This is a genomic window from Luteimonas sp. TWI662 (genome assembly GCF_039673825.1).
Lineage (GTDB): Bacteria > Pseudomonadota > Gammaproteobacteria > Xanthomonadales > Xanthomonadaceae > Luteimonas.
On the sequence record NZ_JBDJMI010000008.1, the window covers coordinates 49,181 to 69,311 of the forward strand.

21 protein-coding genes are annotated in these 20,131 nt (G+C 69.6%); 13 read left to right on the top strand and 8 right to left on the bottom strand.

The window, feature by feature from the left end; translation table 11 throughout:
- Positions 1-65: 65 nt before the first annotated feature.
- Complete coding sequence (locus ABE488_RS07735; protein WP_346447714.1) at positions 66-1,463, bottom strand: FAD-binding oxidoreductase; 1,398 nt, start codon at positions 1,461-1,463, stop codon at positions 66-68.
- 192 nt (positions 1,464-1,655) lie between these two features.
- On the opposite strand from ABE488_RS07735, the gene serA reads away from it, so the two are divergent.
- Complete coding sequence (serA, locus tag ABE488_RS07740; protein ID WP_346444417.1) at positions 1,656-2,888, top strand: phosphoglycerate dehydrogenase; 1,233 nt, start codon at positions 1,656-1,658, stop codon at positions 2,886-2,888.
- 43 nt (positions 2,889-2,931) lie between these two features.
- Here serA and ABE488_RS07745 read toward each other — a convergent pair whose 3' ends face one another.
- Positions 2,932-3,507, bottom strand: coding sequence for an NUDIX hydrolase (locus ABE488_RS07745; RefSeq protein ID WP_346447715.1), 576 nt, complete (start codon positions 3,505-3,507; stop codon positions 2,932-2,934).
- A gap of 154 nt (positions 3,508-3,661) precedes the next feature.
- On the opposite strand from ABE488_RS07745, the gene ABE488_RS07750 reads away from it, so the two are divergent.
- The 4 genes from ABE488_RS07750 to ABE488_RS07765 all read left to right on the top strand — a co-directional run bounded on the left by ABE488_RS07750 (position 3,662) and on the right by ABE488_RS07765 (position 9,875).
- Positions 3,662-4,591, top strand: a complete 930-nt coding sequence (locus tag ABE488_RS07750; protein WP_346444346.1) for a metalloregulator ArsR/SmtB family transcription factor — start codon at positions 3,662-3,664, stop codon at positions 4,589-4,591.
- The gene (locus tag ABE488_RS07755; protein ID WP_346447717.1) at positions 4,588-5,682 is read left to right on the top strand and encodes a homocysteine S-methyltransferase family protein; all 1,095 of its coding nucleotides are present in this window, start codon (positions 4,588-4,590) and stop codon (positions 5,680-5,682) included. Before ABE488_RS07750 ends, ABE488_RS07755 begins: the two co-directional genes overlap by 4 nt.
- Positions 5,679-8,393 (top strand): methionine synthase, encoded by a 2,715-nt coding sequence (gene metH / locus ABE488_RS07760; RefSeq protein ID WP_346447719.1) that lies wholly within the window; start codon positions 5,679-5,681, stop codon positions 8,391-8,393. The genes ABE488_RS07755 and metH overlap by 4 nt, the downstream gene beginning before the upstream one ends.
- A gap of 72 nt (positions 8,394-8,465) precedes the next feature.
- Positions 8,466-9,875, top strand: coding sequence for an amidohydrolase family protein (locus tag ABE488_RS07765; protein ID WP_346447720.1), 1,410 nt, complete (start codon positions 8,466-8,468; stop codon positions 9,873-9,875).
- Positions 9,876-9,956: 81 nt separating this feature from the next.
- Here ABE488_RS07765 and ABE488_RS07770 read toward each other — a convergent pair whose 3' ends face one another.
- The 6 genes from ABE488_RS07770 to ABE488_RS07795 all read right to left on the bottom strand — a co-directional run bounded on the left by ABE488_RS07770 (position 9,957) and on the right by ABE488_RS07795 (position 14,209).
- The gene (locus ABE488_RS07770) at positions 9,957-10,700 is read right to left on the bottom strand and encodes a transporter (RefSeq protein WP_346444340.1); all 744 of its coding nucleotides are present in this window, start codon (positions 10,698-10,700) and stop codon (positions 9,957-9,959) included.
- A gap of 2 nt (positions 10,701-10,702) precedes the next feature.
- On the bottom strand, positions 10,703-11,341 hold the full coding sequence (locus tag ABE488_RS07775) for a DUF2058 family protein (protein WP_346444339.1): 639 nt from the start codon (positions 11,339-11,341) through the stop codon (positions 10,703-10,705).
- A gap of 116 nt (positions 11,342-11,457) precedes the next feature.
- On the bottom strand, positions 11,458-11,700 hold the full coding sequence (locus ABE488_RS07780) for a SlyX family protein (protein WP_346444338.1): 243 nt from the start codon (positions 11,698-11,700) through the stop codon (positions 11,458-11,460).
- Between the two features lie 55 nt (positions 11,701-11,755).
- The gene (locus ABE488_RS07785) at positions 11,756-12,526 is read right to left on the bottom strand and encodes an FKBP-type peptidyl-prolyl cis-trans isomerase (RefSeq protein ID WP_346444337.1); all 771 of its coding nucleotides are present in this window, start codon (positions 12,524-12,526) and stop codon (positions 11,756-11,758) included.
- Positions 12,527-12,606: 80 nt separating this feature from the next.
- On the bottom strand, positions 12,607-13,521 hold the full coding sequence (locus ABE488_RS07790; protein WP_346444335.1) for an FKBP-type peptidyl-prolyl cis-trans isomerase: 915 nt from the start codon (positions 13,519-13,521) through the stop codon (positions 12,607-12,609).
- A 97-nt stretch (positions 13,522-13,618) separates the two neighbouring features.
- Positions 13,619-14,209, bottom strand: coding sequence for a glutathione peroxidase (locus tag ABE488_RS07795; RefSeq protein WP_346444333.1), 591 nt, complete (start codon positions 14,207-14,209; stop codon positions 13,619-13,621).
- Between the two features lie 133 nt (positions 14,210-14,342).
- Here ABE488_RS07795 and ABE488_RS07800 point away from each other — a divergent pair, with 133 nt between their 5' ends.
- From ABE488_RS07800 to ABE488_RS07835, 8 genes are all read left to right on the top strand, one after another.
- Positions 14,343-14,624: a hypothetical protein gene (locus ABE488_RS07800; protein WP_346444332.1), complete on the top strand. Its 282-nt coding sequence runs from the start codon at positions 14,343-14,345 to the stop codon at positions 14,622-14,624.
- Position 14,625: 1 nt separating this feature from the next.
- The gene (locus ABE488_RS07805) at positions 14,626-14,997 is read left to right on the top strand and encodes a GntR family transcriptional regulator (RefSeq protein WP_346444331.1); all 372 of its coding nucleotides are present in this window, start codon (positions 14,626-14,628) and stop codon (positions 14,995-14,997) included.
- On the top strand, positions 14,994-15,869 hold the full coding sequence (locus ABE488_RS07810) for an ABC transporter ATP-binding protein (protein WP_346444329.1): 876 nt from the start codon (positions 14,994-14,996) through the stop codon (positions 15,867-15,869). Before ABE488_RS07805 ends, ABE488_RS07810 begins: the two co-directional genes overlap by 4 nt.
- A complete protein-coding gene (locus ABE488_RS07815) occupies positions 15,866-16,915 on the top strand; it encodes a hypothetical protein (RefSeq protein ID WP_346444328.1) in 1,050 nt (349 codons plus the stop codon). The genes ABE488_RS07810 and ABE488_RS07815 overlap by 4 nt, the downstream gene beginning before the upstream one ends.
- Positions 16,840-17,625 (top strand): hypothetical protein, encoded by a 786-nt coding sequence (locus ABE488_RS07820; protein WP_346447722.1) that lies wholly within the window; start codon positions 16,840-16,842, stop codon positions 17,623-17,625. Before ABE488_RS07815 ends, ABE488_RS07820 begins: the two co-directional genes overlap by 76 nt.
- A gap of 106 nt (positions 17,626-17,731) precedes the next feature.
- Positions 17,732-18,583 carry a DUF4097 family beta strand repeat-containing protein gene (locus ABE488_RS07825; protein ID WP_346447724.1) on the top strand — a complete coding sequence of 284 codons (852 nt, stop codon included), beginning with the start codon at positions 17,732-17,734 and terminating at the stop codon, positions 18,581-18,583.
- A 34-nt stretch (positions 18,584-18,617) separates the two neighbouring features.
- Positions 18,618-19,358 carry a hypothetical protein gene (locus tag ABE488_RS07830; protein ID WP_346444325.1) on the top strand — a complete coding sequence of 247 codons (741 nt, stop codon included), beginning with the start codon at positions 18,618-18,620 and terminating at the stop codon, positions 19,356-19,358.
- Between the two features lie 42 nt (positions 19,359-19,400).
- Positions 19,401-20,075 carry a hypothetical protein gene (locus ABE488_RS07835; protein ID WP_346447726.1) on the top strand — a complete coding sequence of 225 codons (675 nt, stop codon included), beginning with the start codon at positions 19,401-19,403 and terminating at the stop codon, positions 20,073-20,075.
- Positions 20,076-20,131: the final 56 nt, after the last annotated feature.

Below are 20,131 nucleotides of genomic sequence, written 5' to 3' on the forward strand. Positions count from 1 at the left end.
TCCATCAGGGAGGCCACACTCTACCCCGCCCTCACGCCGCCTTCATGTCGACGGCCGACCGACAGTCATGCATCGAACAGCTTGCCGGGATTGAGCACACCGTCCGGGTCGAGCGCACGGCGGATGCCGCGCATCACCGCGATCTCGGCCGCGCTGCGGGTCGATTCGAGATAGGGCTTCTTGACCAGCCCGATGCCGTGCTCGGCCGAGATGCTGCCGCCGTGCGCGTGCAGGGTGTCGGCGAGCAGTTTGGTCACGCGCTCGCATTGCGCGACGAACGCCTCGTTGGCGAGGTCGGCCGGCTTGAGCACGTTGATATGCAGGTTGCCATCGCCGATGTGGCCGAACCACACCACGTCGAACTGCGGGTACTCGCGCGCCAGCAGCGCCTGCGCCGTCTCGAGGAACGCCGGCATCGCCGAGATCCGCACCGAGACGTCGTTCTTGTAGGGCACGTGCGGTGCCAGGCTTTCGGTGATGCCCTCGCGCAACCGCCACAGCTGCGCGGCCTGCGCCTCGCTCTGACCGATCACGCCGTCCTCGACCCAACCCTGCTCGACGCAATGCTCGAACGCCGACAGCATGGCGACCTCGCCGGCCTCGCCGGCCTCGCCTTCGCAGGCGAACTCGGCGACGACATAGAAGGGGTGCGCGGCCTCGAACGGCGCCTGCGCGCCATGCGCGACCACGTGGTGCAGGGCGCGATCGGTGAAGAACTCGAAGGCCTCCAGGGCCAGCCGCGCGCGCAGCGCCTGGAACACCTGCATCAGGCCCTCGAACGACGGCAGCGCCAGCAGCAGCGTGCGCGTGGCTGGCGGCGGCGCGGTCAGTTTCAGGCTGGCTTCGACGATGATGCCCAGCGTGCCCTCCGAGGCGATGGCCAGGTGCCGCAAGTCGTAGCCGCTGGAGTTCTTGACCAGCCCGCGGCCGAGATCGAGCAGCTCGCCGGTGCCGGTCACCAGTTTGAGACCGGCGATCCACTCGCGGGTGTTGCCGTAGCGCAGCACCCGGATGCCGCCGGCGTTGGTCGCGATGTTGCCACCGATCGTGCACGAGCCGCGCGCGGCGAAGTCGACCGGATAGGCCAGCCCATGGCCGCGCGCCGCCTCCTGCACCGCTTCGAGCGCGATGCCCGGCTGCACGGTCAGGATCCGGTCGACCGGGTCGAAGTCGAGCACGCGGCTCATCCGTTGCAGGCTCAACACCAGTTCGCCATGGGCGGCGACCGCGCCGCCCGACAGCCCGGTCCGGCCGCCCGAGGGCACGATCGCCACGCCTTCGTCGCGCGCCCAGCGCACCGTGGCCTGGACCTCGGCGATATCGGCCGGCAGCGCGACCGCCAGCGGCGCGGGGGTCCAGCGCCGCGTCCAGTCGACGCCGAAATAGGCCAGATCGGCCGGATCGGTCCGCACCTGCAGGGTCGGGACGGCGGCTTGCAGCCGGGCGATGCGGGCATCGGACATGGTGTGAAGGAATCGCGGTACGGCGGGCCAGCCTGCCAGCCGCGCCTGCAGGCGTCCAGCGTCCGCGCCGCCTCGGTCCGGGGCCGAAGCGGCTGGCGCGCATCTCTCGGTCCGGCACCATCTGCTGCGCTGCAACAGCGGCGGCCTTCTGGCACCATGATGCGCTCCTCCCGACCGGCGGCCGCAGCCTCGATGAAGACCTCGTTTCCCCGCGCGGACATCCGCGTCCTGCTGCTCGAAGGCGTCAGCCAGAGCGCCGTCGACACCTTCAAGGCCGCCGGCTACACGCAGATCGAGGTACACCCCAAGTCGCTGCCCGAAGACCAACTGCTGGCCAAGATCGCCGATGCGCACATCGTCGGCATCCGCTCGCGCACCCAGCTCAGCGCCGAGGTCATCGCCCACGCGCGCCGGCTGCTCGCGGTCGGCTGCTTCTGCATCGGCACCAACCAAGTCGACCTGGAAGCAGCCGAACTGGCCGGCATCCCGGTCTTCAATGCGCCCTACTCCAACACCCGCAGCGTCGCCGAACTGGTGGTCGCCGAGGCGATCATGCTGCTGCGCGGCATCCCGCAGAAGAACGCGCAATGCCATCGCGGCGGCTGGAGCAAGTCCGCGCTGGGCAGCCACGAGGCGCGCGGCAAGACCTTGGGCATCGTCGGCTACGGCCATATCGGCACCCAGGTCGGCGTGCTCGCCGAATCGCTGGGCATGCAGGTGCTGTTCCACGACATCGAGACCAAGCTCTCGCTTGGCAACGCCCGCAGCGCGACCGGGCTGGACGACCTGCTCGCACGCAGCGATGTGGTGACCCTGCACGTACCCGAGACCCCGGCGACCAAGCTGATGTTCGGCGCCGCGGAGCTCGCCGCGATGAAGCCCGGCGCGCACTTGATCAATGCCTCGCGTGGCACCGTGGTCGACATCGACGCGCTCGACGCCGCGCTGCGCACCGGGCATGTCGGCGGCGCGGCGATCGACGTGTTCCCGGTCGAGCCCAAGGGCAACGATGACGTCTTCGACTCTCCGCTGGCCGCCCACGACAACGTCCTGCTGACCCCGCACGTGGGCGGCAGCACGCTCGAGGCGCAGGACAACATCGGCATCGAGGTCGCCGCCAAGCTCGTGCGCTACAGCGACAACGGCAGCACGCTGTCGGCGGTCAATTTCCCCGAGGTCACGCTGCCCGAGCATGTCGGCAGCCACCGCATCCTGCACCTGCACCGCAACGTGCCCGGCGTGCTGGTGAAGATCAACGAGGTGTTCTCGCGCCAGGCGATCAACATCGACGGCCAGTATCTGCGCACCACCGCCAATGTCGGCTACGTGGTCATCGACGTCGGCGCGACCCGCGAGCAGGCCGAGCGCCTGCGCAGCGAATTGTCGAAGATCGACGGCACGCTGCGCACGCGAGTGCTGTACTAGGCCATCGGGATCGGGGCATCGGGCCGGCGGTCCCTCGCGAAGCTCAGCCGGCCGAGATCCCCCGCCCGTCCAGACACTTGCGCGCCATGCGGCGCAAGGACGCGTCGTACTCGGTGCCGGCGGCGACGTCGGCAAGGGGGCGCCACGCGAGCGCATGAGATTCGGCGCTGACCGCGAAACGCTCGTCGGCACCGGCACGCACGAGATAGCGCACGTCGTAGTGCCAGTGCGCGGGCACGCCCTTGTGCTCGGGGATCCAGTGCCGATCGAGATCGAAGATCGCCGGCAGCACCGCCACGCCCTGCAGGCCGGTCTCCTCCTCGGTCTCGCGCAGCGCCACGCGTGCCAGGTCGATGTCGCCGTCGGCGTGGCCACCCGGCTGCAGCCACAGATTCAGCTTGCGGTGGTGGGTCAGCAAGGTGCGCTGACCGTCGGCCGAGACCACCAGCGCCGATGCGGTGAAATGGCCCGCGAGGCGTTCGCGCACGAACGGATCGAGCGGATCGTCGAGCAGCGCAACGAACTCATCGACGGTCGCGCGCTCGTCAGGATGCCGAACCGCGTAGTCGGCGAAGGCGGCGGCCAGCGCTGGCGCGCGAAATGGGCGGGAAGCGAACATGCGGTGCGGACCTGGAGCAGCGTGGGGACGCGCAGCATCGGCGCTCGGCCGCGCGGCTGCAAGGTGGCCGGCACCCGAACGCAGGATGCCTGCGGCTTGACCGCACCCCGCCCCGCGCCGAAAATTATCTCTGTATCGCGATATGGAGATATTCATGGACCTGGAAGCCTGGTCGGCGCGGCTCAAGACCCTCGCCGATCCGACCCGCGTCCGGCTGCTGGCGCTGCTCGAAGTCGAGGAACTGACGGTGGCCGAGCTGTCGTCGATCACCCGACTCGCGCAGCCGCGCGTCTCCACGCACCTGGCGCGCCTCAAGGAAGCCGGCCTGGTCCGCGATCGCCGTGCCGGCGTGTCGGCTTACTACCGATTCGACGACGCCGCGCTCGACCCGGCACAGCGCGCCTTGTGGCAGGCGCTGAGCACCGGCAGCGACGATCCGTTGCTGCGCCAGGACGCCGAGCGCATCCCGTCGGTGCTGGCGATGCGCGCCGCGGACCAGAACTGGGCCGACAGCGTGGCCGGCGACATGGAGCGGCACTACTCGCCCGGGCGGACCTGGGAAGCCCTCGCGCGCTCGGCACTGCCGTTGCTCGAGACCGGCGACGTGCTCGACATCGCCTCGGGCGATGGCGTCCTCGCCGAACTGCTGGCACCGCACGCCCATCGCTACGTCTGCCTCGATGCGAGTGCGCGCGTGGTCGCCGCGTCGGCCGAGCGCCTCAAGCGCTTCCGCAACGTCGAGGTCCGCGAAGGCGACATGCACGCGCTGCCGTTCGAGGACGCCAGCTTCGACCTCGTCGTGCTGATGCATGCGCTGACCTATGCCACGCGCCCGGCGCAGGCGGTCACCGAGGCCGCGCGGGTGCTGCGCCCCGGCGGCCGGCTGCTGCTGTCGAGCCTCGACCGCCATGGCCATGAGGCGGTCGTGCAGGCCTACGGCCATGCCAACCTTGGCTTCCCGGACAAGGAACTGCGCCGCTTCGTCACCAAGGCCGGGCTGGAGATCCACAGCGCCGAGACGGTGACGCGCGAGAAGCGGCCGCCGCACTTCCAGGTGATCTCGATCATCGCGAGAAAGCCGTGACCTGGCTGCACCCCGACCGCGTCGCCGCGCTCGAGGCCGCGCTCGCGCAGCGCATCCTCGTGCTCGACGGCGGCATGGGCACGATGATCCAGCAGCACGGGCTGACCGAGGCCGATTACCGCGGCACGCGCTTCGCCGACGGCTTCGACGCGCTGCACGCTGTCGACGGCCATGCCCATGGCGCCGGTTGCGGCTGCGAGGCCGCCGACCAGCGCGGCAACAACGACCTGCTCACGCTGACCCGGCCCGACATCATTGGCGGCATCCACGCCGCCTATCTCGAGGCCGGCGCCGACCTGGTCGAGACCAATACCTTCAACTCGACCGCAGTGTCGCTGGCCGATTACCGCTTGCAGCACCTGGCACGCGAACTCAATCGCGAGGGCGCCGCGCTCGCGCGCGCGGCCTGCGATGCCGCGCAGGCGCGCACGCCCGGGCGGCCGCGCTTCGTCGCCGGCATCCTCGGCCCAACCAGCCGCACCGCATCGATCAGCCCCGACGTCAACGATCCGGGCTTCCGCGCGGTGACGTTCGAGGACCTGGTGCGCATCTACCGCGAGGCCGCCCATGGCCTGATCGAGGGCGGCGCCGACGTGCTGATGGTCGAGACGGTGTTCGACACCCTCAATGCCAAGGCCGCGCTGTTCGCGGTGGAGACGGTGTTCGACGATCTCGGCGGCCGGGTGCCGGTGATGATCTCGGGCACGATCACCGACGCCTCGGGCCGCACGCTGTCGGGACAGACCGCCGAAGCGTTCTGGTACTCGCTGCGCCATGCGCGGCCGCTGTCGATCGGGCTCAACTGCGCACTCGGCGCCAAGGACCTGCGGCCCCACGTCGACACCCTGGCGCAGATCGCCGAGGTCCATGTCTCCTGCCACCCCAATGCCGGGCTGCCCAATGCCTTCGGCGGTTACGACGAAACCCCCGAAGACATGGCCGCGACCCTGCATGAATTCGCGACCGCCGGGCTGCTGAACATCGTCGGCGGCTGCTGCGGCACCACGCCTGCACACATCCGCGCGATTGCCGACGCGATGCGCAATGTCGCCCCGCGCACGCCGGTCGGCCACCGGGCCGACGCCGCATGAGCGCGCCCGCAGGCCAGTCTCCAGCACCGCGTTTCACTCGCCTATCGGGCCTCGAACCGCTGGTGATCACCCCGGAACTGCTGTTCGTCAACGTCGGCGAACGCACCAACGTCACCGGCTCGGCCGCGTTCCGCAAGCTGATCCGCGAAGACCGCTACGCCGAGGCGGTGGAGGTCGCGCGCCAGCAGGTCGAGGGCGGCGCGCAGATCCTCGACGTCAACATGGACGAGGGCATGCTCGACTCCGAGCGGGCGATGACCACGTTCCTGAACCTCATCGCCGCCGAACCCGACATCGCACGTATCCCGGTGATGGTCGACTCCTCGAAGTGGAGTGTGATCGAGGCCGGCTTGCGCTGCCTGCAGGGCAAGGGCGTGGTCAACTCGATCTCGCTCAAGGAGGGCGAGGCGACGTTCCTGGCACAGGCGCGCAAGGTACTGCGCTATGGCGCGGCGGTCGTGGTCATGGCCTTCGACGAGACCGGCCAGGCCGACACCCGCGCGCGCAAGGTCGAGATCTGTACCCGCGCCTACCGACTGTTGACCGAAGTCGTGGGTTTCCCGCCCGAGGACATCGTGTTCGATCCGAACATCTTCGCGATCGCCACCGGCATCCCCGAGCACGACAACTACGCGGTCGACTTCATCGAGGCCACGCGCGAGATCCGCGCCACGCTGCCGCATTGCCATGTCTCGGGTGGCGTGTCGAACGTCTCGTTCTCGTTCCGCGGCAACGAGGTCGTGCGCCAGGCGATCCACGCGGTGTTCCTGTACCACGCGATCGCGGCCGGCATGGACATGGGCATCGTCAACGCCGGCGCGATGCCGATCGTCGACGAACTCGATCCCGAGTTGCGCGCGTGCGTCGAGGATGTCGTGCTCAATCGCCGCCCCGACGCGACCGAGCGGCTGCTCGAACTGGCCGAGCGCTACAAGGGCCGCAAGGGTGCGGCCAAGACCGAGACACTCGCCTGGCGCGAAGCGCCGGTCCAGCAACGCCTGACCCATGCCCTGGTGCACGGCATCGACCAGTACGTCGACACCGATACCGAAGAAGCGCGGCTGCAGTTCGCGCGGCCGCTGGAGGTCATCGAAGGGCCGCTGATGGCCGGCATGAACGTCGTCGGCGACCTGTTCGGCGCCGGCAAGATGTTCCTGCCGCAGGTGGTCAAGTCGGCGCGGGTCATGAAGAAGGCGGTCGCCTGGCTGCTGCCGCACATCGAGGCCGAGAAGGCGCGCACCGGCGATGCGGGCAAGTCCAATGGCCGCATCGTGATCGCAACGGTCAAGGGGGATGTGCACGACATCGGCAAGAACATCGTCGGCGTGGTGCTGGCCTGCAACAACTTCGAGGTCGTCGACCTGGGGGTCATGGTGCCGGCGCAGACGATCCTCGACAAAGCCCGTGAGGTGCAGGCCGATGTCATCGGCCTGTCGGGGCTGATCACCCCATCGCTGGAAGAGATGAGCCACGTCGCGCGCGAGATGAAGCGTCAGGGCTTCACGCTGCCGTTGCTGATCGGCGGGGCCACGACCTCGCGCGCGCACACCGCGCTGAAGATCGCGCCGCATTACGGCGCGCCGACCGTCTGGGTCAAGGACGCCTCGCGTGCCGTCGGCGTCGTGCAGTCGCTGATCAGCCCCGAACTGCGACCGGCCTTCGTCGCCGCCAACGATGCCGACTACGCCGAAATCCGCGCGCGCCACGCCAATCGCGGCGACGCCAAGCGGCTGGTCGCACTGGACAAGGCGCGTGCCCAGGCCTTCGACGGCGGCTGGGAGACCTATGTGCCGCCAACGCCGCGCCGCCCCGGCCTGCACGTGTTCGACGACTACCCGCTCGACGACCTGCTGCCGGTCATCGACTGGACTCCCTTCTTCAATGCCTGGGAGTTGTTCGGCAAGTATCCAGCGATCCTGACCGACGAGATCGTCGGCGCGCAGGCCAGCGAGTTGCTGGCCGATGCACAGGCGATGCTGCGCCGGATCGTCGAGGAGAAATGGCTCACCGCCAAGGCGGTGTTCGGGCTGTGGCCAGCGACCCGCGTCGGCGACGATGTCGACGTGGTCGTCCCCGAGCACGCGCACGGCCGCGTCCGCTTGCACTTCCTGCGCCAGCAGGTCGACAAGCCGGTCGAGCGGCCGGACTTCTGCCTGGCCGACTTCATCGCGCCGGCCGACAGCGGCGTGCAGGACTGGATCGGGGCGTTCGCAGTCACCGCGGGCATCGGGATCGAGCCGCACGTCGCGCGCTTCGAGGCGGCACACGACGACTACAACGCGATTCTGCTCAAGGCGCTGGCAGACCGTCTGGCCGAAGCGCTGGCCGAACAGCTGCACCAGCGCGTGCGGACCGACTACTGGGGCTACGCGGCCGACGAAGCGCTCGACAACGACGCACTGATCGGTGAGCAGTACCGCGGCATCCGCCCTGCCCCAGGCTACCCGGCCTGCCCCGAGCACAGCGAAAAGCGCACGCTGTTCGACCTGCTCGGCGCCGAGGCCAACGCTCGCATGACGCTGACCGAGAGCTTCGCGATGCTGCCCACCGCGGCGGTGTCGGGCTATTACTTCAGCCATCCGCGCAGCCAGTACTTCGTCGTCGGCCGGGTTTCCAAGGAGCAGGTGCACGACTACGCCAAGCGCAAGGGCGTGCCGCTGGCGCAGGCCGAACGCTGGCTGGCCTCGAATCTGGACTACGACCCGGATTGAGCGCCGGGCTGCGCACGCCCATCACGACCGCCCCGCTATCCTCGGCGCCTGCTTCGCGCTGAGGATCTGTGCATGCTTCGACGCCGTACCGCCGGCGCCCTGACGTTGGCCGCGATCGGTTGCCTGGCCGCCGCCTGCAGTCCCGTTACCGGCCCATCGGCGACCATGCAAGCCGATGCGCCGCCCTCGCCCCCGCCGATCGTCATCGAGCATGCTCGGGTGTTCGACGGCGAACGCGACCTGGGCCAGGTCACGCTGGTGATCCGCGACGGCCTCGTCGCACGCATCGCGCAGCCGGACGCCGACGACCTGCCCATCGACGCCGAGCGCATCGACTACCGCGGCCGGTTCATCGTGCCCGGCCTGGTCAACGCCCACGCGCACGTCGGCAACACCGAGGGCACTGCCCACGGCGACCGCTTCTACACCCGCACGCACGTCGTGCGCGACCTGCGCCAGTTCCAGGCCTACGGGGTCACCACGGTGATGTCGCTGGGCATGAACGGCGCGGCGTTCGGCGACATTCGCAACGCCGTGACCGGCGATCCGACACTGGGTGCGCAACTGCTCGGCGCAGGCGGCGGCATCGGCGCACCCGGCGGCGCGCCGCCCGCCGCGAACATGGGTCTGGTGCACGATCCAGTGGCGCGCCCGGCGACCGCCGCCGCGGCCCGCACCGCGGTCCGGGCGCAGGCGGAAAACGGCGTCGACATCGTCAAGTTGTGGGTCGACGCCCTCGGCGGCCAGGCCCCGCCGATGGCACCCGAGGTCTATCGCGCCACGATCGACGAGGCCCATCGCCAGAAGCTGCTTGCCGCCGCGCATATCCACGATCTCGTGCCGGCCATCGATCTCGTCGCCAGCGGCCTGGACATCGTCGCCCACGGCGTGCGCGACCGGCCGGTCGACCCGGCATTCGTCGCTGCGCTGCGCACTTCGAGCGCCGGTTACATCGCGACGCTGCAGATCGACGAGGCGAACTACATCTATGCCGAGCATCCCGAGTGGCTGGAAACGCCATTCCTGCGCAACGCATTGCCCGAGGCAGTCCGCGCCCAGTGGTCCGATCCGCAGTGGCGTGCCGACACGCTGCGCGACCCACAGACCGCGAAGGCGCGCGCCGCGCTCGCCACGAACCTGCGCAATCTGTCGACGCTGCGCGAGGCCGGCGTCCGGATCGGGTTCGGCACCGATGCCGGCGCGCTGCCGCGCCGCGTGCCGGGCTTCGCCGAGCACCGCGAACTCGAACTGATGATGCAGGCCGGTTTCAGCCCGCAACAGGCGCTGACGGTGGCGACCCGCGATTCGGCGCACCTGCTGCGCCTGGACGACCGCGGCTTGCTGCAGCCGGGCCGACGTGCGGACTTCATCGTGGTCGCCGCCGACCCACTGGCCGACATCCGCAACCTGCGCACGATCGAAGCAGTCTGGCAGGCCGGCCGCAGGGTCGCGGGCCCGGTTGCCGAGTACCGCGCGCCTTGAGTCACCCCAGAACCAGGGTCAGAGTCGGATTGTCACGCAGAATCTCGCGTGCTGCCGTGCGCTCGGTCGCCCCCCGCGCCGTCAGCGGAACCCGACCGCAACGCCGAAGCCGCCCTGCCAATCGGGCGCGTCGCCGCCGACACCGCGCAGCAGCGACAAGTCGAACTGCACCCGCGGTTGCGGACGCCAGGTCAGGCCGCTGCCGATGACCGTCCCGGCCTGCGTTCCGCCGCCGACACCCGCCTCGACATAGCCGGCGAACGTGCCGGCCTCGAACAGGTCCAGGCTCGGCGCGATCTGCCAGCCGCTGCCGTCGTCGTCGTGCTGATAGCCGGCGAACAGCGCGTAGCCGCGCCCGCCGTCGGTCTCGCCCTCGACCGACGCGCCAAAGCTGCGCAGGTGGGTGTCGGGACGCAGCCCGCGCGATCCGGTCGCCAGGCCGTAACGCGCCAGCAGCGCCCAGTCGAGCGCACCGGCGCTGGGCAATGCCCACTTCAGGCCGATGCTGCTGTCGCCCGCGCCCTCGGCCACCTGCCGTGCGCCGCCGACAACGCGCGTCGAGCTGCGTTGCCACGGCGTCGCAGACAGCTGCAGTTCCAGCGCTGCGCCCAGGCCCACGCGCAGCGTACTGCCGGAGGTCGTTTCAGTCGTGCGCACGCCTTCGTCGCGATCGCGCTCGAAGTCAGGCAGGCCCTGCTCCCAGGCCACCTGCCCGGGCGCGAGCACGGCCGCCGAGAACCCGATCCCCGGTCGGTCGAATGCGATCTCCTGCGCCCAGGTGGCGCCGACCGGCAACAATGCGAGGCACAGCCCGGCGGCGCGCATGATCACCAGACCAGGTCGTCGGGCACTTGGTACTTGGGATCACTGTAGGGGTCGTCGCCCACCGGTGTGGACGGGTCCACCTTCAGCGCGACCGCCTGCGCAAACATCGTTTCGGCCTCGGCCAGCACCGCCGCGGTCACCAGCAGGTAGCGGCCGTTGACCTGCACCACACCGAGTTCGCCGGCATTGAGCGCGCGCAGTTGCTCGGCATCGACATGGATGCGCTTGATCTTGCCGCCATATTCGAAATGCCGGGCGATATCGGCATCGGCGCGGTTGAGCGCCTTGTCCTTGACGAACGCTTCGAGCTTGGCGCGCGCCTCGCGGCGCAGCCGGGCCTGTTCCTGCCGCTGGCGCTCGGCCTCGATGCGCTCGTCCTTTTCGCGCTGGGCGCGGATCGCATAGGCCTTGGCCAGGTCGATGTCCTCGCGCGGCGGCCGCGGCTTGCGTGGACCCTGTGCATCGCGTCGGCCGGGCGGCCGCGCCGGTCCATCCGGTCGCCCCCCCTCGGCCCGCTTACCGCCACTGCGGCGCTCGTCCGGACGTCCCCGGCGCTCGTCGCGGCGCGGTGGCGGCTTGGCCGGTTTGGCCGGCGCCTTGAAGCCCAGACCGAGCAACTGGTCGCGCAGGGTATCGCTCATGGAGGAAGGACCTCGCCTGGAACGGAAACAGTGGACATGGTGAACAATGAAACAGCGGTGGCGGACACCGACCGGGCACACAGGCCCGGCACTGGACTTTCGATCATGCGGATGCGTCAGTAATGCGGCGGGGGCGGCTCCTGCCCCGGGTCCGGAAACTGCACCGTACGCGCCTGGCGCAGGTCGTCCATGACCCGGCGCAACAGGCCGGTCTGGGCCACGAGTTCGAGCCGCGCGGCGGTGAGCGCGTCGTTGAGCTCGGAGATCGTGTGTTCCTGGAAGGCCAGCCGCGTCTCCAGTTCGGTCACCCGCTGCTCGAGCGCCGAATGGACCTCGGCATCGATCTTGGCACCGGTCATCGCACGGCATCCCCACCGTCGCGGCCCGGCGATGCGCGCCGCGACGGTGCGTGGATCACTTGACGATGTCCTGCAGCTCGACCTCGAAGGTCAGCGCCTGGTTCGGACCGATCGGACCCGAGCCCATCTCGCCGTAGCCGAGCTTGGCCGGGATCCACAGTTCGTACTTGCTGCCGACCGGCATCAGCTGCAGGCCTTCCTGCCAACCCGGGACCACCTGGTTGAGCGCGAACTGCGCCGGCTCACCACGGTCGTAGGAGCTGTCGAAGGTCTCGCCGTTGAGCAGCGTGCCCTTGTAGTGCACGCGCACGGTGTCTTCGGGACCGGGCTTGGCGCCGGTGCCCTGGGTAACGACGCGGTACTGCAGGCCCGACGCCGTGGTCTGCACGCCTTCTCGCTTGGCGTTCTCGGCGAAGAACTTCTCGGCCTCGGCGGCGTTGGTCTTCGCCTTCTCCTGCATCTCGGCAAGCTGCTTGGCCTGCATGCGCTCACCGAAGGACTGCATCACCTTCATCGCCTGCTCGTCGGTGATCTCGATGGCCTTGTCGTCGAGCGTCTCGGCGATTGCGCGCTGCAGGGTCTTGAGGTCGATCTCGTCCTTGACCTGCTTGAGCGACTCGCCCATCTGGTTGCCGATGATGTAGCTCACCTGTTCGCGCTCGGTCTTGAGCCCGGCGATCTCGGTGCTGCTGGCGGCCTCGCCGCTGGCGTCGGCGGCGCCCTGGACCGGCTTGCCGGTCTCCTTGTCGATCGGCTTGCAGGCGATCATCGCCAGCGGCAGCACGGCCACCAGGCCGACGAGGGCGATACGCGATGTGGTCTTCATCTTGAAGGACTCCGGGAAAAAGGATTGCGGAATTGAGCGTGCGAAAGCGGCAGCGAAACGCCGCGGGAATGGAAACGCGATCAGAGAATGTCGATCAGCTCGACGTCGAACACCAGTGTGGCGTTGGCGGGAATGTTGGGCGGGCTGCCCTTCGGCCCGTAGGCCAGGTCGCCCGGGATCCAGAACCGGTACTTGCCGCCGACCGGCATCAGTTGCAGGCCCTCGGTCCAACCGGCGATGACCTGGTCCAGGCCGAACACCGCAGGCGCGCCGCGTCCGTAGGAACTGTCGAACTCGGTGCCGTCGAGCAGCGTGCCGCGGTAATGCACGCGGACGCGATCGCCCGCACGCGGGCGCGGCCCCTGCCCTTGCCGCTCGACGCTGTACTGGATCCCCGACGCGGTGGCGAACACCCCGGGCTTGCCGCGATTGCCGGCCATGAACGCCGCGCCGGCGCGGCGATTGGCCTCGGCGGCATTGGCGGCGCGTGCCTGGGTCCGGCCCGCCATCGCCTCGCGGATCTGCGCGATCCGCGCCTCGTCGAGCGTCGGCGGCCGGCCTGCGATCGAGTCGGCGACCGCACGCACCAGCGGTGCGACCTCGATCTCGTCCTTGAGCGGCGCGAGCGATCGGGCGATATCCACCGCCACCATCTGGCTGACCTTGGTCGTGTCGATCGCGGGCGGCTCGCTGCCCGGCGGCAGGCCCGGCACCGGACGACCGCTGCGCGCCGCGATGCGCTGGGCCAGCGCCACGCCAAGCTGTCGGGTCTCCTCGGGCGGCAGCGACGGCGGCTTGCCGTCGAGCGCGCTCGCGAGCGCCTGCTCGAAAACGCGCATGTCCAGGTCCGCGCCCACCTGGCCCAGCGAGCGGCCGACATCCAGGCCGACCACATAACTGGTCTGGGTGCGATCGGCGGCCGGCTCGGCGGCGCCGGCCTGGGCACCGACGGCGATGAGCAGCGCCACGACCCCGGCGCGCATCAGATTGGACATCCGTTGGTTCTCCTGCCCGGTCAGGGCGATGCAGCCGATTATTGTCGCGGCCAGCGCGGCGCGGGGCAATCTCGACCTGCGACGACTCAGATGCGCTTCAGCGCGCAGCCGGTCGCGGTGCCTGCAGCGCGCGCTCGATGGCAGCGACGATCTGCGGGTCGTCGGGCTTGGTCCGGCTGCCCCATTGCGCCAGCACCCGGCCATCGCGCCCGACCAGATACTTGTGGAAATTCCACTGCGGCGCCTGCCCGGTCGCCGCCGCCAGTTGGCGGTACAGCGGCGCCGCGTCCGGACCGACCACGTGCACTTTCTGGAACATCGGGAACTTCACCCCGTAGGTCAGCGTGCAGAAGTCCTGGATTGCCTGCTCGTCCTCGAACTCCTGTTCCTTGAAATCGCCCGACGGAAATCCAAGCACCGCAAAGCCCTGCCCGCGATAACGCGCATGCAGGCCCTCGAGGGCCTCGAACTGCGGCGTGAAGCCGCACTTGCTGGCGGTGTTGACGATCAGCAGCACGTCGCCGCCGTAGGTCCGTCGCAGATCGACCGGCTCGCGGCCGGCCAGCGGACGAAAGCTGTGGCCGAGCAGGTCGGAGCCTCCCGGCGCCGACTGCGCAATCGCCAGTGACGCGGCCAGCAGGCCCGCCGCACAGGTCGCCAGGATCATGGACAGGTGGATTCTTCGCATCGCGCACTCCCGTGAAGGCACCGGCCTTCGTATGCCATCAGTTGGGTGGACGTCCGCCTCGCGAGGCATTGACACCCCCTGCCGTGGTGTTATAGTTTCCTACAACACCTACCCACCAGAGCAGGACGGTCCCATGACCCGCAGGCTCCAGACCCCGATCATCGCATGTGGCGTTTCCGCTGCGGCCCTGTGCGCCGTGTTGCTGGCCGCTGCCCCCTCGCTGTCGGCCGGCCGCGACGCCACCGCTTCGGCGGCAGGCGGACTGAACGTCGCGACCACGGCCGCCGCCCGCGACGTCGCCATCGGCGATGCCGAACCGCAGGACGCTGCCCCGCGCAGCCGCAGCCGGCGTGGCCGCAGCGCGATCGCGATGCCCTACTTCTCATTCGCCCGGGGCACCGGCGGGAGGGGCTGACATGGCCAACATCGAATGGAGCGACGGCGCCCCGATCTACCGACAGCTCAAGGAGCGGGTGATCGCGATGATGCTCGACGGGGTGCTCAAGCCCGGCGACGCGCTGCCCTCGGTACGCCAGGTCGCCGCCGAATACCAGCTCAACCCGATCACCGTCTCGCGCGCCTACCAGGAACTGGCCGACGAGGCGCTGGTCGAGAAGCGCCGCGGCCTGGGCATGTTCGTGACCGAAGAAGCCTCCCGCAAGCTGCGCACCAGCGAGCGCGAGCGCTTCCTGCACGAAGAATGGCCGCTGGTCGTGGAACGGATCGAACGCCTGGGGCTGTCGGCCCAGGACCTGCTGCAATCCATCGGCCATGGAGCCAATGCATGAACGCCGTGCTCGACGCCCCCGTCATCTCCGCGCGCAACCTCGACAAGACCTACAAGGGCACGCGCGCGCTCGCCGGCGCCAGTTTCCAGATCCCCGCCGGACGCATCGTCGGACTGATCGGCCCCAACGGGGCCGGCAAGACCACCGCGCTCAAGGCGATCCTCGGCCTGATCCGTTGCGATGGCGACCTGTCGGTGTTGGGCCGCGACCCGCGCCGCGAGCGCGATGCGCTGATGAACGATGTGTGCTTCATCGCCGATGTCGCGGTGCTGCCGCGCTGGATGCGGGTCCGCGACGCGATCGACTTCGTCGAGGGCGTGCACCCGCGCTTTGATCGCGCGCGCTGCGAGCGCTTCCTGGCCAATACCAAACTGCGCCCCAAACAGCGCGTGCGCGAAATGTCCAAAGGCATGATCGTGCAGCTGCATCTGGCGCTGGTGATGGCGATCGACGCTCGGCTGCTGGTGCTCGACGAGCCCACGCTCGGCCTGGACATCCTCTACCGCAAGCAGTTCTACCAGCGCCTGTTGGAGGACTACTTCGACGAACAGAAGACCATCGTCGTCACCACCCACCAGGTCGAGGAGATCGAACACATCCTCACCGACGTGCTGTTCATCCGCGACGGCCGGATCGTGCTCGACGCACCGATGGACGATGTCGCCGAGCGCTTCGTCGAGGTCCTGGTCGAGGCCGACCAGCTCGAAGCCGCCCGCGCCCATCGCCCGATCGACGAGCGGTCCCTGCCGTTCGGCAAGACCGTGATGCTGTTCGACAACGTGCCCGCTGCCGCGCTGGCGGCGTATGGCGAGACCCGCACGCCCGGTCTGGCGGATCTGTTCGTGGCCACGATGAAGGGAGCCTACGCATGAATGCCACCATCGAGACCGTCGCCGCGCCCGCACCTGCGCGCACGCCGCCCCATGCCACCCACCGGTTCGGGCTACTGCTGCGCCGCGAATACTGGGAGCACCGCGGCGGCATGCTGTGGGCGCCGCTGATCGCAGGCAGCCTGTCGCTGCTGCTGTCGGTGGGCCTGCTGATCACGATGATCTTCGTCGCACGCCGCCAGATCGCCAGCGGCTCGCGGATCGAGTACGAAGGCGTCACCATCAATGGGCTGGACCTGAGCGCACTGGCCAGCCAGCTCAGCGGCGACGACCTGCGCGAACTCGCCGACGGTCTCTATGCCACCCTGCTGATGTCGGCGGCCTGGCCGTACATGGTGATGATCTTCGTCGCGTTCTTCTATTGCCTGGGCGCGCTCTACGACGACCGTCGCGACCGCAGCGTGCTGTTCTGGAAGTCGCTGCCGGTGTCGGACACCGCGACCGTGCTGTCGAAGGTCGTCACCGCCGCCTTCGTGATCCCGGCAATCTCGACCGCGATCGCCATCGTCGTCATGTTGCTGTTCCTGACGGCGCTGAGCGTGGCCGCCGCCGCGCACGGCGCCAATCCGCTGCCGCTGCTGTGGGGCAACGGCATGGCCTTTCTGCTCGCCGCGCAGTTGGTCGCCGCGATCCCGGTCTACGCCGCATGGGCGCTGCCGACCATCGGTTGGCTGCTGCTGTGCTCGGCCTGGGCGCGCAGCAAGCCGTTCCTGTGGGCGGTGCTGCTGCCGCTGGCCATCGGCGCGGCCGCGTCGATGACCGGGCTGCTGCAGTTGGTGGGCCTGGACCGTCACTGGCTGTGGAACAACGTGATCGCGCGGCTGCTGCTGGGCACCGTGCCGCTGACCGGCGCGGACCTGTCGTATCTGCAGCACGCCGCGGCCAGCGGCGACCAGATCAGCAACCTGCTCAGCGTGACCGGGGTCTACGCGAACTTCACCACGCCCTCGATGTGGGTCGGCATCGTGGCCGGCGCCTTGATGATCGCGCTGGCGATCCGGTTGCGCCGCTGGCGCGAGGAAGGCTGACCACACCCTTGGGCATCCCATTTGACGACCGCAAGGAGCATCCATCCATGAAGTCCGCCGCCTTTTCCGCGCTCGCCGTGTTCGCTCTGGGCCTGTCGCCGGCCGCGTGGTCCGCCCCACCGCAGGACAGCGTCCGCGACGAGGTGCGTCGCGAGCTCGCCGACGCGCGACAGGAGATCAGGGCCGATCTCGCCAAGGCCCGCACCGAGCTGGAGACCGAGGACCTTGATGTCCGCGACAGCCTGCGGTTCGATCGCGACGGGCGCCGCAAGCGCGATCGCGACGCCAAGCTGCCGCGCGCCGCGATCACGCCGCGCGGCGACTTCCTCATCGATGACCGCGCCGTGGCCATCGACGCCCACCAACGTCAGCAACTGCTGGCCTACCGCGGCCTGGTCATCGAGATCGCACGCACCGGCATCGACATGGGCGAGGTCGCGGCGCTGGCGGCTGTGGACGCCGTGGACCGCGGCACGTTCGGGCTCGTGTTCAGCGCCCTGACCGGCAGTCTGGAGCGCCGCATCGAGCGGAACGTACGCCAGATCGTGGAACCCGGCGCACTGCAGATCTGCGCGCGCATGCCGGCGCTGCATGTCGCCCAGCAGCAGTTGGCGGCGGATCTACCCGCGTTCCGTCCCTATGCACGGCTGGAGGCCCGCGATGCCGACTCCTGCCGCGACGAGGTGCGGCGCAGCTTCGCATCGCGCTGACCCGTCCCTGGGCGACGCCTCGGCGCACGTCGCAACGTCCCCGTTCATCCCATCGCCCGCACCATCACCCGAGCACCGGCCCGGGCCAACCACAGGACTCTTGATGATGAAATCGCCTTCCGGTTCCCGCGCCTCCGCCTTCGCTTTCATTGCGTCCATGCTCGCCGCGCCGCTGGGCGCACAGGCCGACGATGCGCCGCAGTGCCGCCACAGCGAACCACGCGAAGCGGCGATGGACTTCGAGGGGATCCGCATCGTCCGTTTCGAGATCGGTCATCACACCTTGCGCGTCGAGGGCGCCGCACAGCCAGACGCGCACCTGCGCGGCCGCGCCTGCGCATCGAGTTCCTCGGCGCTGGCGTCGTTGACGGTCGATGTCAGCCGCGCCGGCGAAGTGCTGACGGTGAAGCTGGGGCGCGCGCCCACGGGCGGCTTGTTCGGCCCCCGCTATGCCTACCTCGATGTGTCCGGCCAGGTGCCCGCCGATGTGCTGGTGCAGGTCATCGCCGGTTCGGGCGAGGCCTGGGTGACCGGGGTCGCAGCGGCCAGCGCGGATGTCGGCTCGGGCGACGCCGAACTGCGGCGGATCGCCGGCCGCGCGACGGTCAAGACCAGCTCGGGCGACATCGTGGTCGAGGACGCGGGCGAGCTGAAACTGCTGTCGGTGGGCTCGGGCGACGTGAGCGCGCAAGCGATCCGCCACGACGTCGAGGTCGGCAGCGTCGGCTCCGGCGATCTCGAACTGCACCGTGTCGGCGGCGATATCCGCATCGGCAGCATCGGCTCGGGCGATGTCGAGATCCGCGACGCGTCGGGCAGCGTGCGCGTCGATTCGATCGGCTCGGGCGACCTGGATGCGCAACGCGTCGCTGGCGACCTGATCGTCTCGTCGAAGGGCAGCGGCGACGTCCTGGTGCGCGAAGTGCGTGGCACCGTCGATCTCCCGCGCAAGCGCTGACGCTTTCGCCCTCATCCATTCCAGGAGCGGGTCCATGCCTCGTTTTCTTCGCTCGAACACGCTTTCCTTGGCGCTGCTGCTCGCCTGCACCGCCGCACTTCCGGGCTGCAGCCGCGATCCCGCGATCGATGCGACCGCGACTGCGCCTGCGACCGACGAGACCACCGCAGCCGCGGCCGACGATGGCTTCGTTGCACGCACCACGCGTCGCGCGCTCCACGCGGCCCGTGCCGAACTGGCCGAGGGCAACATCGCCATCGGCGGCAAGGGCAGCGGGGGCGTCGATATCAACGGGGTCCGCGTCGGCGACAAGGACGGGCGGACCGCGCACCTGCCCAGGGCCGAGATCAGCCCGGCGGGCGACCTGTTGATCGCAGGCAAGCCTTCGGCCATCGACGCGGCCCAGCGCGAACTGCTGCTGGCGCACCGTGGACATATCCTGGCGATCGCCGATGCCGGCATCGCGATCGGCATGCAGGGTGCGCGGCTCGGTGCGGACGCCGCCAAGGGCGCCATCACCAGCGTGCTGTCGGGCAAGTCCGATGTCTTCGAGGCGCGCATGGAGGCAGAAGGCGCGCGCATCGAGGCCGAGGCGCGCAAGCTGTGCGATCTGCTGCCGCCGTTGCTCCAATCCCAGCAGACGCTGGCGAGCGCCCTGCCGGCGTTCCAACCCTACGCCACGATGACTGCCGCCGACATCGACGATTGCCGCGAGGATGTCGCCGAACACAAGGGCGCGGCGGTGGAGGCCGCAGCGGGCGAGACGACACCGTAGCCCGGTTCGGGTCACCGAGCCGATCCAAGGAAGGCGCGTCCCATGCATCCCGATATCCACCACCGCCTCGATGCGATCGAGCGCCGCCATCGTCTCGCCGTGTTCGGGCTGGGTGCCGTCTGCCTGCTGCTGGCGATTGCCTGCATCGCCCTCTGGCTGCGGTCATCGACAACCGAGCTTCCGGACCGCTTGCGGCTACGCGAACTGGTCGTCGTCGATCCGGCAGGCGTCGAGCGCGTGCGCGTCTCCGGCGATTTGCCCGATGCGGTGATCGACGGCAAACGCGTCGATCGCGGCAGCGCCGCGGCCGGCGTCATGCTCTACGACCGCAGCGGCCAGGAACGCGGCGGCTACGTGACCTGGGACGACGGCGACAACGTCGGCCTGACCCTCGACGGCCGAGAACGCCAGAGTGCGCTGTTCGTCGCCGGCCCCGACGGCGCCGCCGCACTGCAGATCTGGCACGGCGGCCGAATGCTGGACCTGCGCGCGGATGCCGACGGCGCGCGCCTGAGCCAGTCGGTCGATGGCCGCGTGCAGGTGCAACTGCCGGAAGTCGCCGCGTTGTCGGCACCGACCTGCACGCTGTTTCGCGGCGGCCTCGCCGAGGAAGTGCCCGGCGGCCTGCCGCCGGCGCAGGTGCGCGGCCTCTGCGAGGGCCGTTTCAGCGAAGCGGCCTGCACCGCGTGCCTGGGGCGCAACGACACCCCCAGGTAACGCGAACGGCCCCATCGGAAGGCGCGTCGCTGCGACAAGCCCGTGCCCCCACCCGA

What these genes read in the sequence shown, in the direction of transcription:
- ABE488_RS07735 (WP_346447714.1), bottom strand. Translation starts at nt 1,463, where the DNA reads ATGTCCGATGCCCGCATCGCCCGGCTGCAAGCCGCCGTCCCGACCCTG.
- serA (WP_346444417.1), top strand. Translation starts at nt 1,656, where the DNA reads ATGAAGACCTCGTTTCCCCGCGCGGACATCCGCGTCCTGCTGCTCGAA.
- ABE488_RS07745 (WP_346447715.1), bottom strand. Translation starts at nt 3,507, where the DNA reads ATGTTCGCTTCCCGCCCATTTCGCGCGCCAGCGCTGGCCGCCGCCTTC.
- ABE488_RS07750 (WP_346444346.1), top strand. Translation starts at nt 3,662, where the DNA reads ATGGACCTGGAAGCCTGGTCGGCGCGGCTCAAGACCCTCGCCGATCCG.
- metH (WP_346447719.1), top strand. Translation starts at nt 5,679, where the DNA reads ATGAGCGCGCCCGCAGGCCAGTCTCCAGCACCGCGTTTCACTCGCCTA.
- ABE488_RS07765 (WP_346447720.1), top strand. Translation starts at nt 8,466, where the DNA reads ATGCTTCGACGCCGTACCGCCGGCGCCCTGACGTTGGCCGCGATCGGT.
- ABE488_RS07770 (WP_346444340.1), bottom strand. Translation starts at nt 10,700, where the DNA reads ATGCGCGCCGCCGGGCTGTGCCTCGCATTGTTGCCGGTCGGCGCCACC.
- ABE488_RS07775 (WP_346444339.1), bottom strand. Translation starts at nt 11,341, where the DNA reads ATGAGCGATACCCTGCGCGACCAGTTGCTCGGTCTGGGCTTCAAGGCG.
- ABE488_RS07780 (WP_346444338.1), bottom strand. Translation starts at nt 11,700, where the DNA reads ATGACCGGTGCCAAGATCGATGCCGAGGTCCATTCGGCGCTCGAGCAG.
- ABE488_RS07785 (WP_346444337.1), bottom strand. Translation starts at nt 12,526, where the DNA reads ATGAAGACCACATCGCGTATCGCCCTCGTCGGCCTGGTGGCCGTGCTG.
- ABE488_RS07790 (WP_346444335.1), bottom strand. Translation starts at nt 13,521, where the DNA reads ATGTCCAATCTGATGCGCGCCGGGGTCGTGGCGCTGCTCATCGCCGTC.
- ABE488_RS07795 (WP_346444333.1), bottom strand. Translation starts at nt 14,209, where the DNA reads ATGCGAAGAATCCACCTGTCCATGATCCTGGCGACCTGTGCGGCGGGC.
- ABE488_RS07800 (WP_346444332.1), top strand. Translation starts at nt 14,343, where the DNA reads ATGACCCGCAGGCTCCAGACCCCGATCATCGCATGTGGCGTTTCCGCT.
- ABE488_RS07805 (WP_346444331.1), top strand. Translation starts at nt 14,626, where the DNA reads ATGGCCAACATCGAATGGAGCGACGGCGCCCCGATCTACCGACAGCTC.
- ABE488_RS07810 (WP_346444329.1), top strand. Translation starts at nt 14,994, where the DNA reads ATGAACGCCGTGCTCGACGCCCCCGTCATCTCCGCGCGCAACCTCGAC.
- ABE488_RS07815 (WP_346444328.1), top strand. Translation starts at nt 15,866, where the DNA reads ATGAATGCCACCATCGAGACCGTCGCCGCGCCCGCACCTGCGCGCACG.
- ABE488_RS07825 (WP_346447724.1), top strand. Translation starts at nt 17,732, where the DNA reads ATGAAATCGCCTTCCGGTTCCCGCGCCTCCGCCTTCGCTTTCATTGCG.
- ABE488_RS07830 (WP_346444325.1), top strand. Translation starts at nt 18,618, where the DNA reads ATGCCTCGTTTTCTTCGCTCGAACACGCTTTCCTTGGCGCTGCTGCTC.
- ABE488_RS07835 (WP_346447726.1), top strand. Translation starts at nt 19,401, where the DNA reads ATGCATCCCGATATCCACCACCGCCTCGATGCGATCGAGCGCCGCCAT.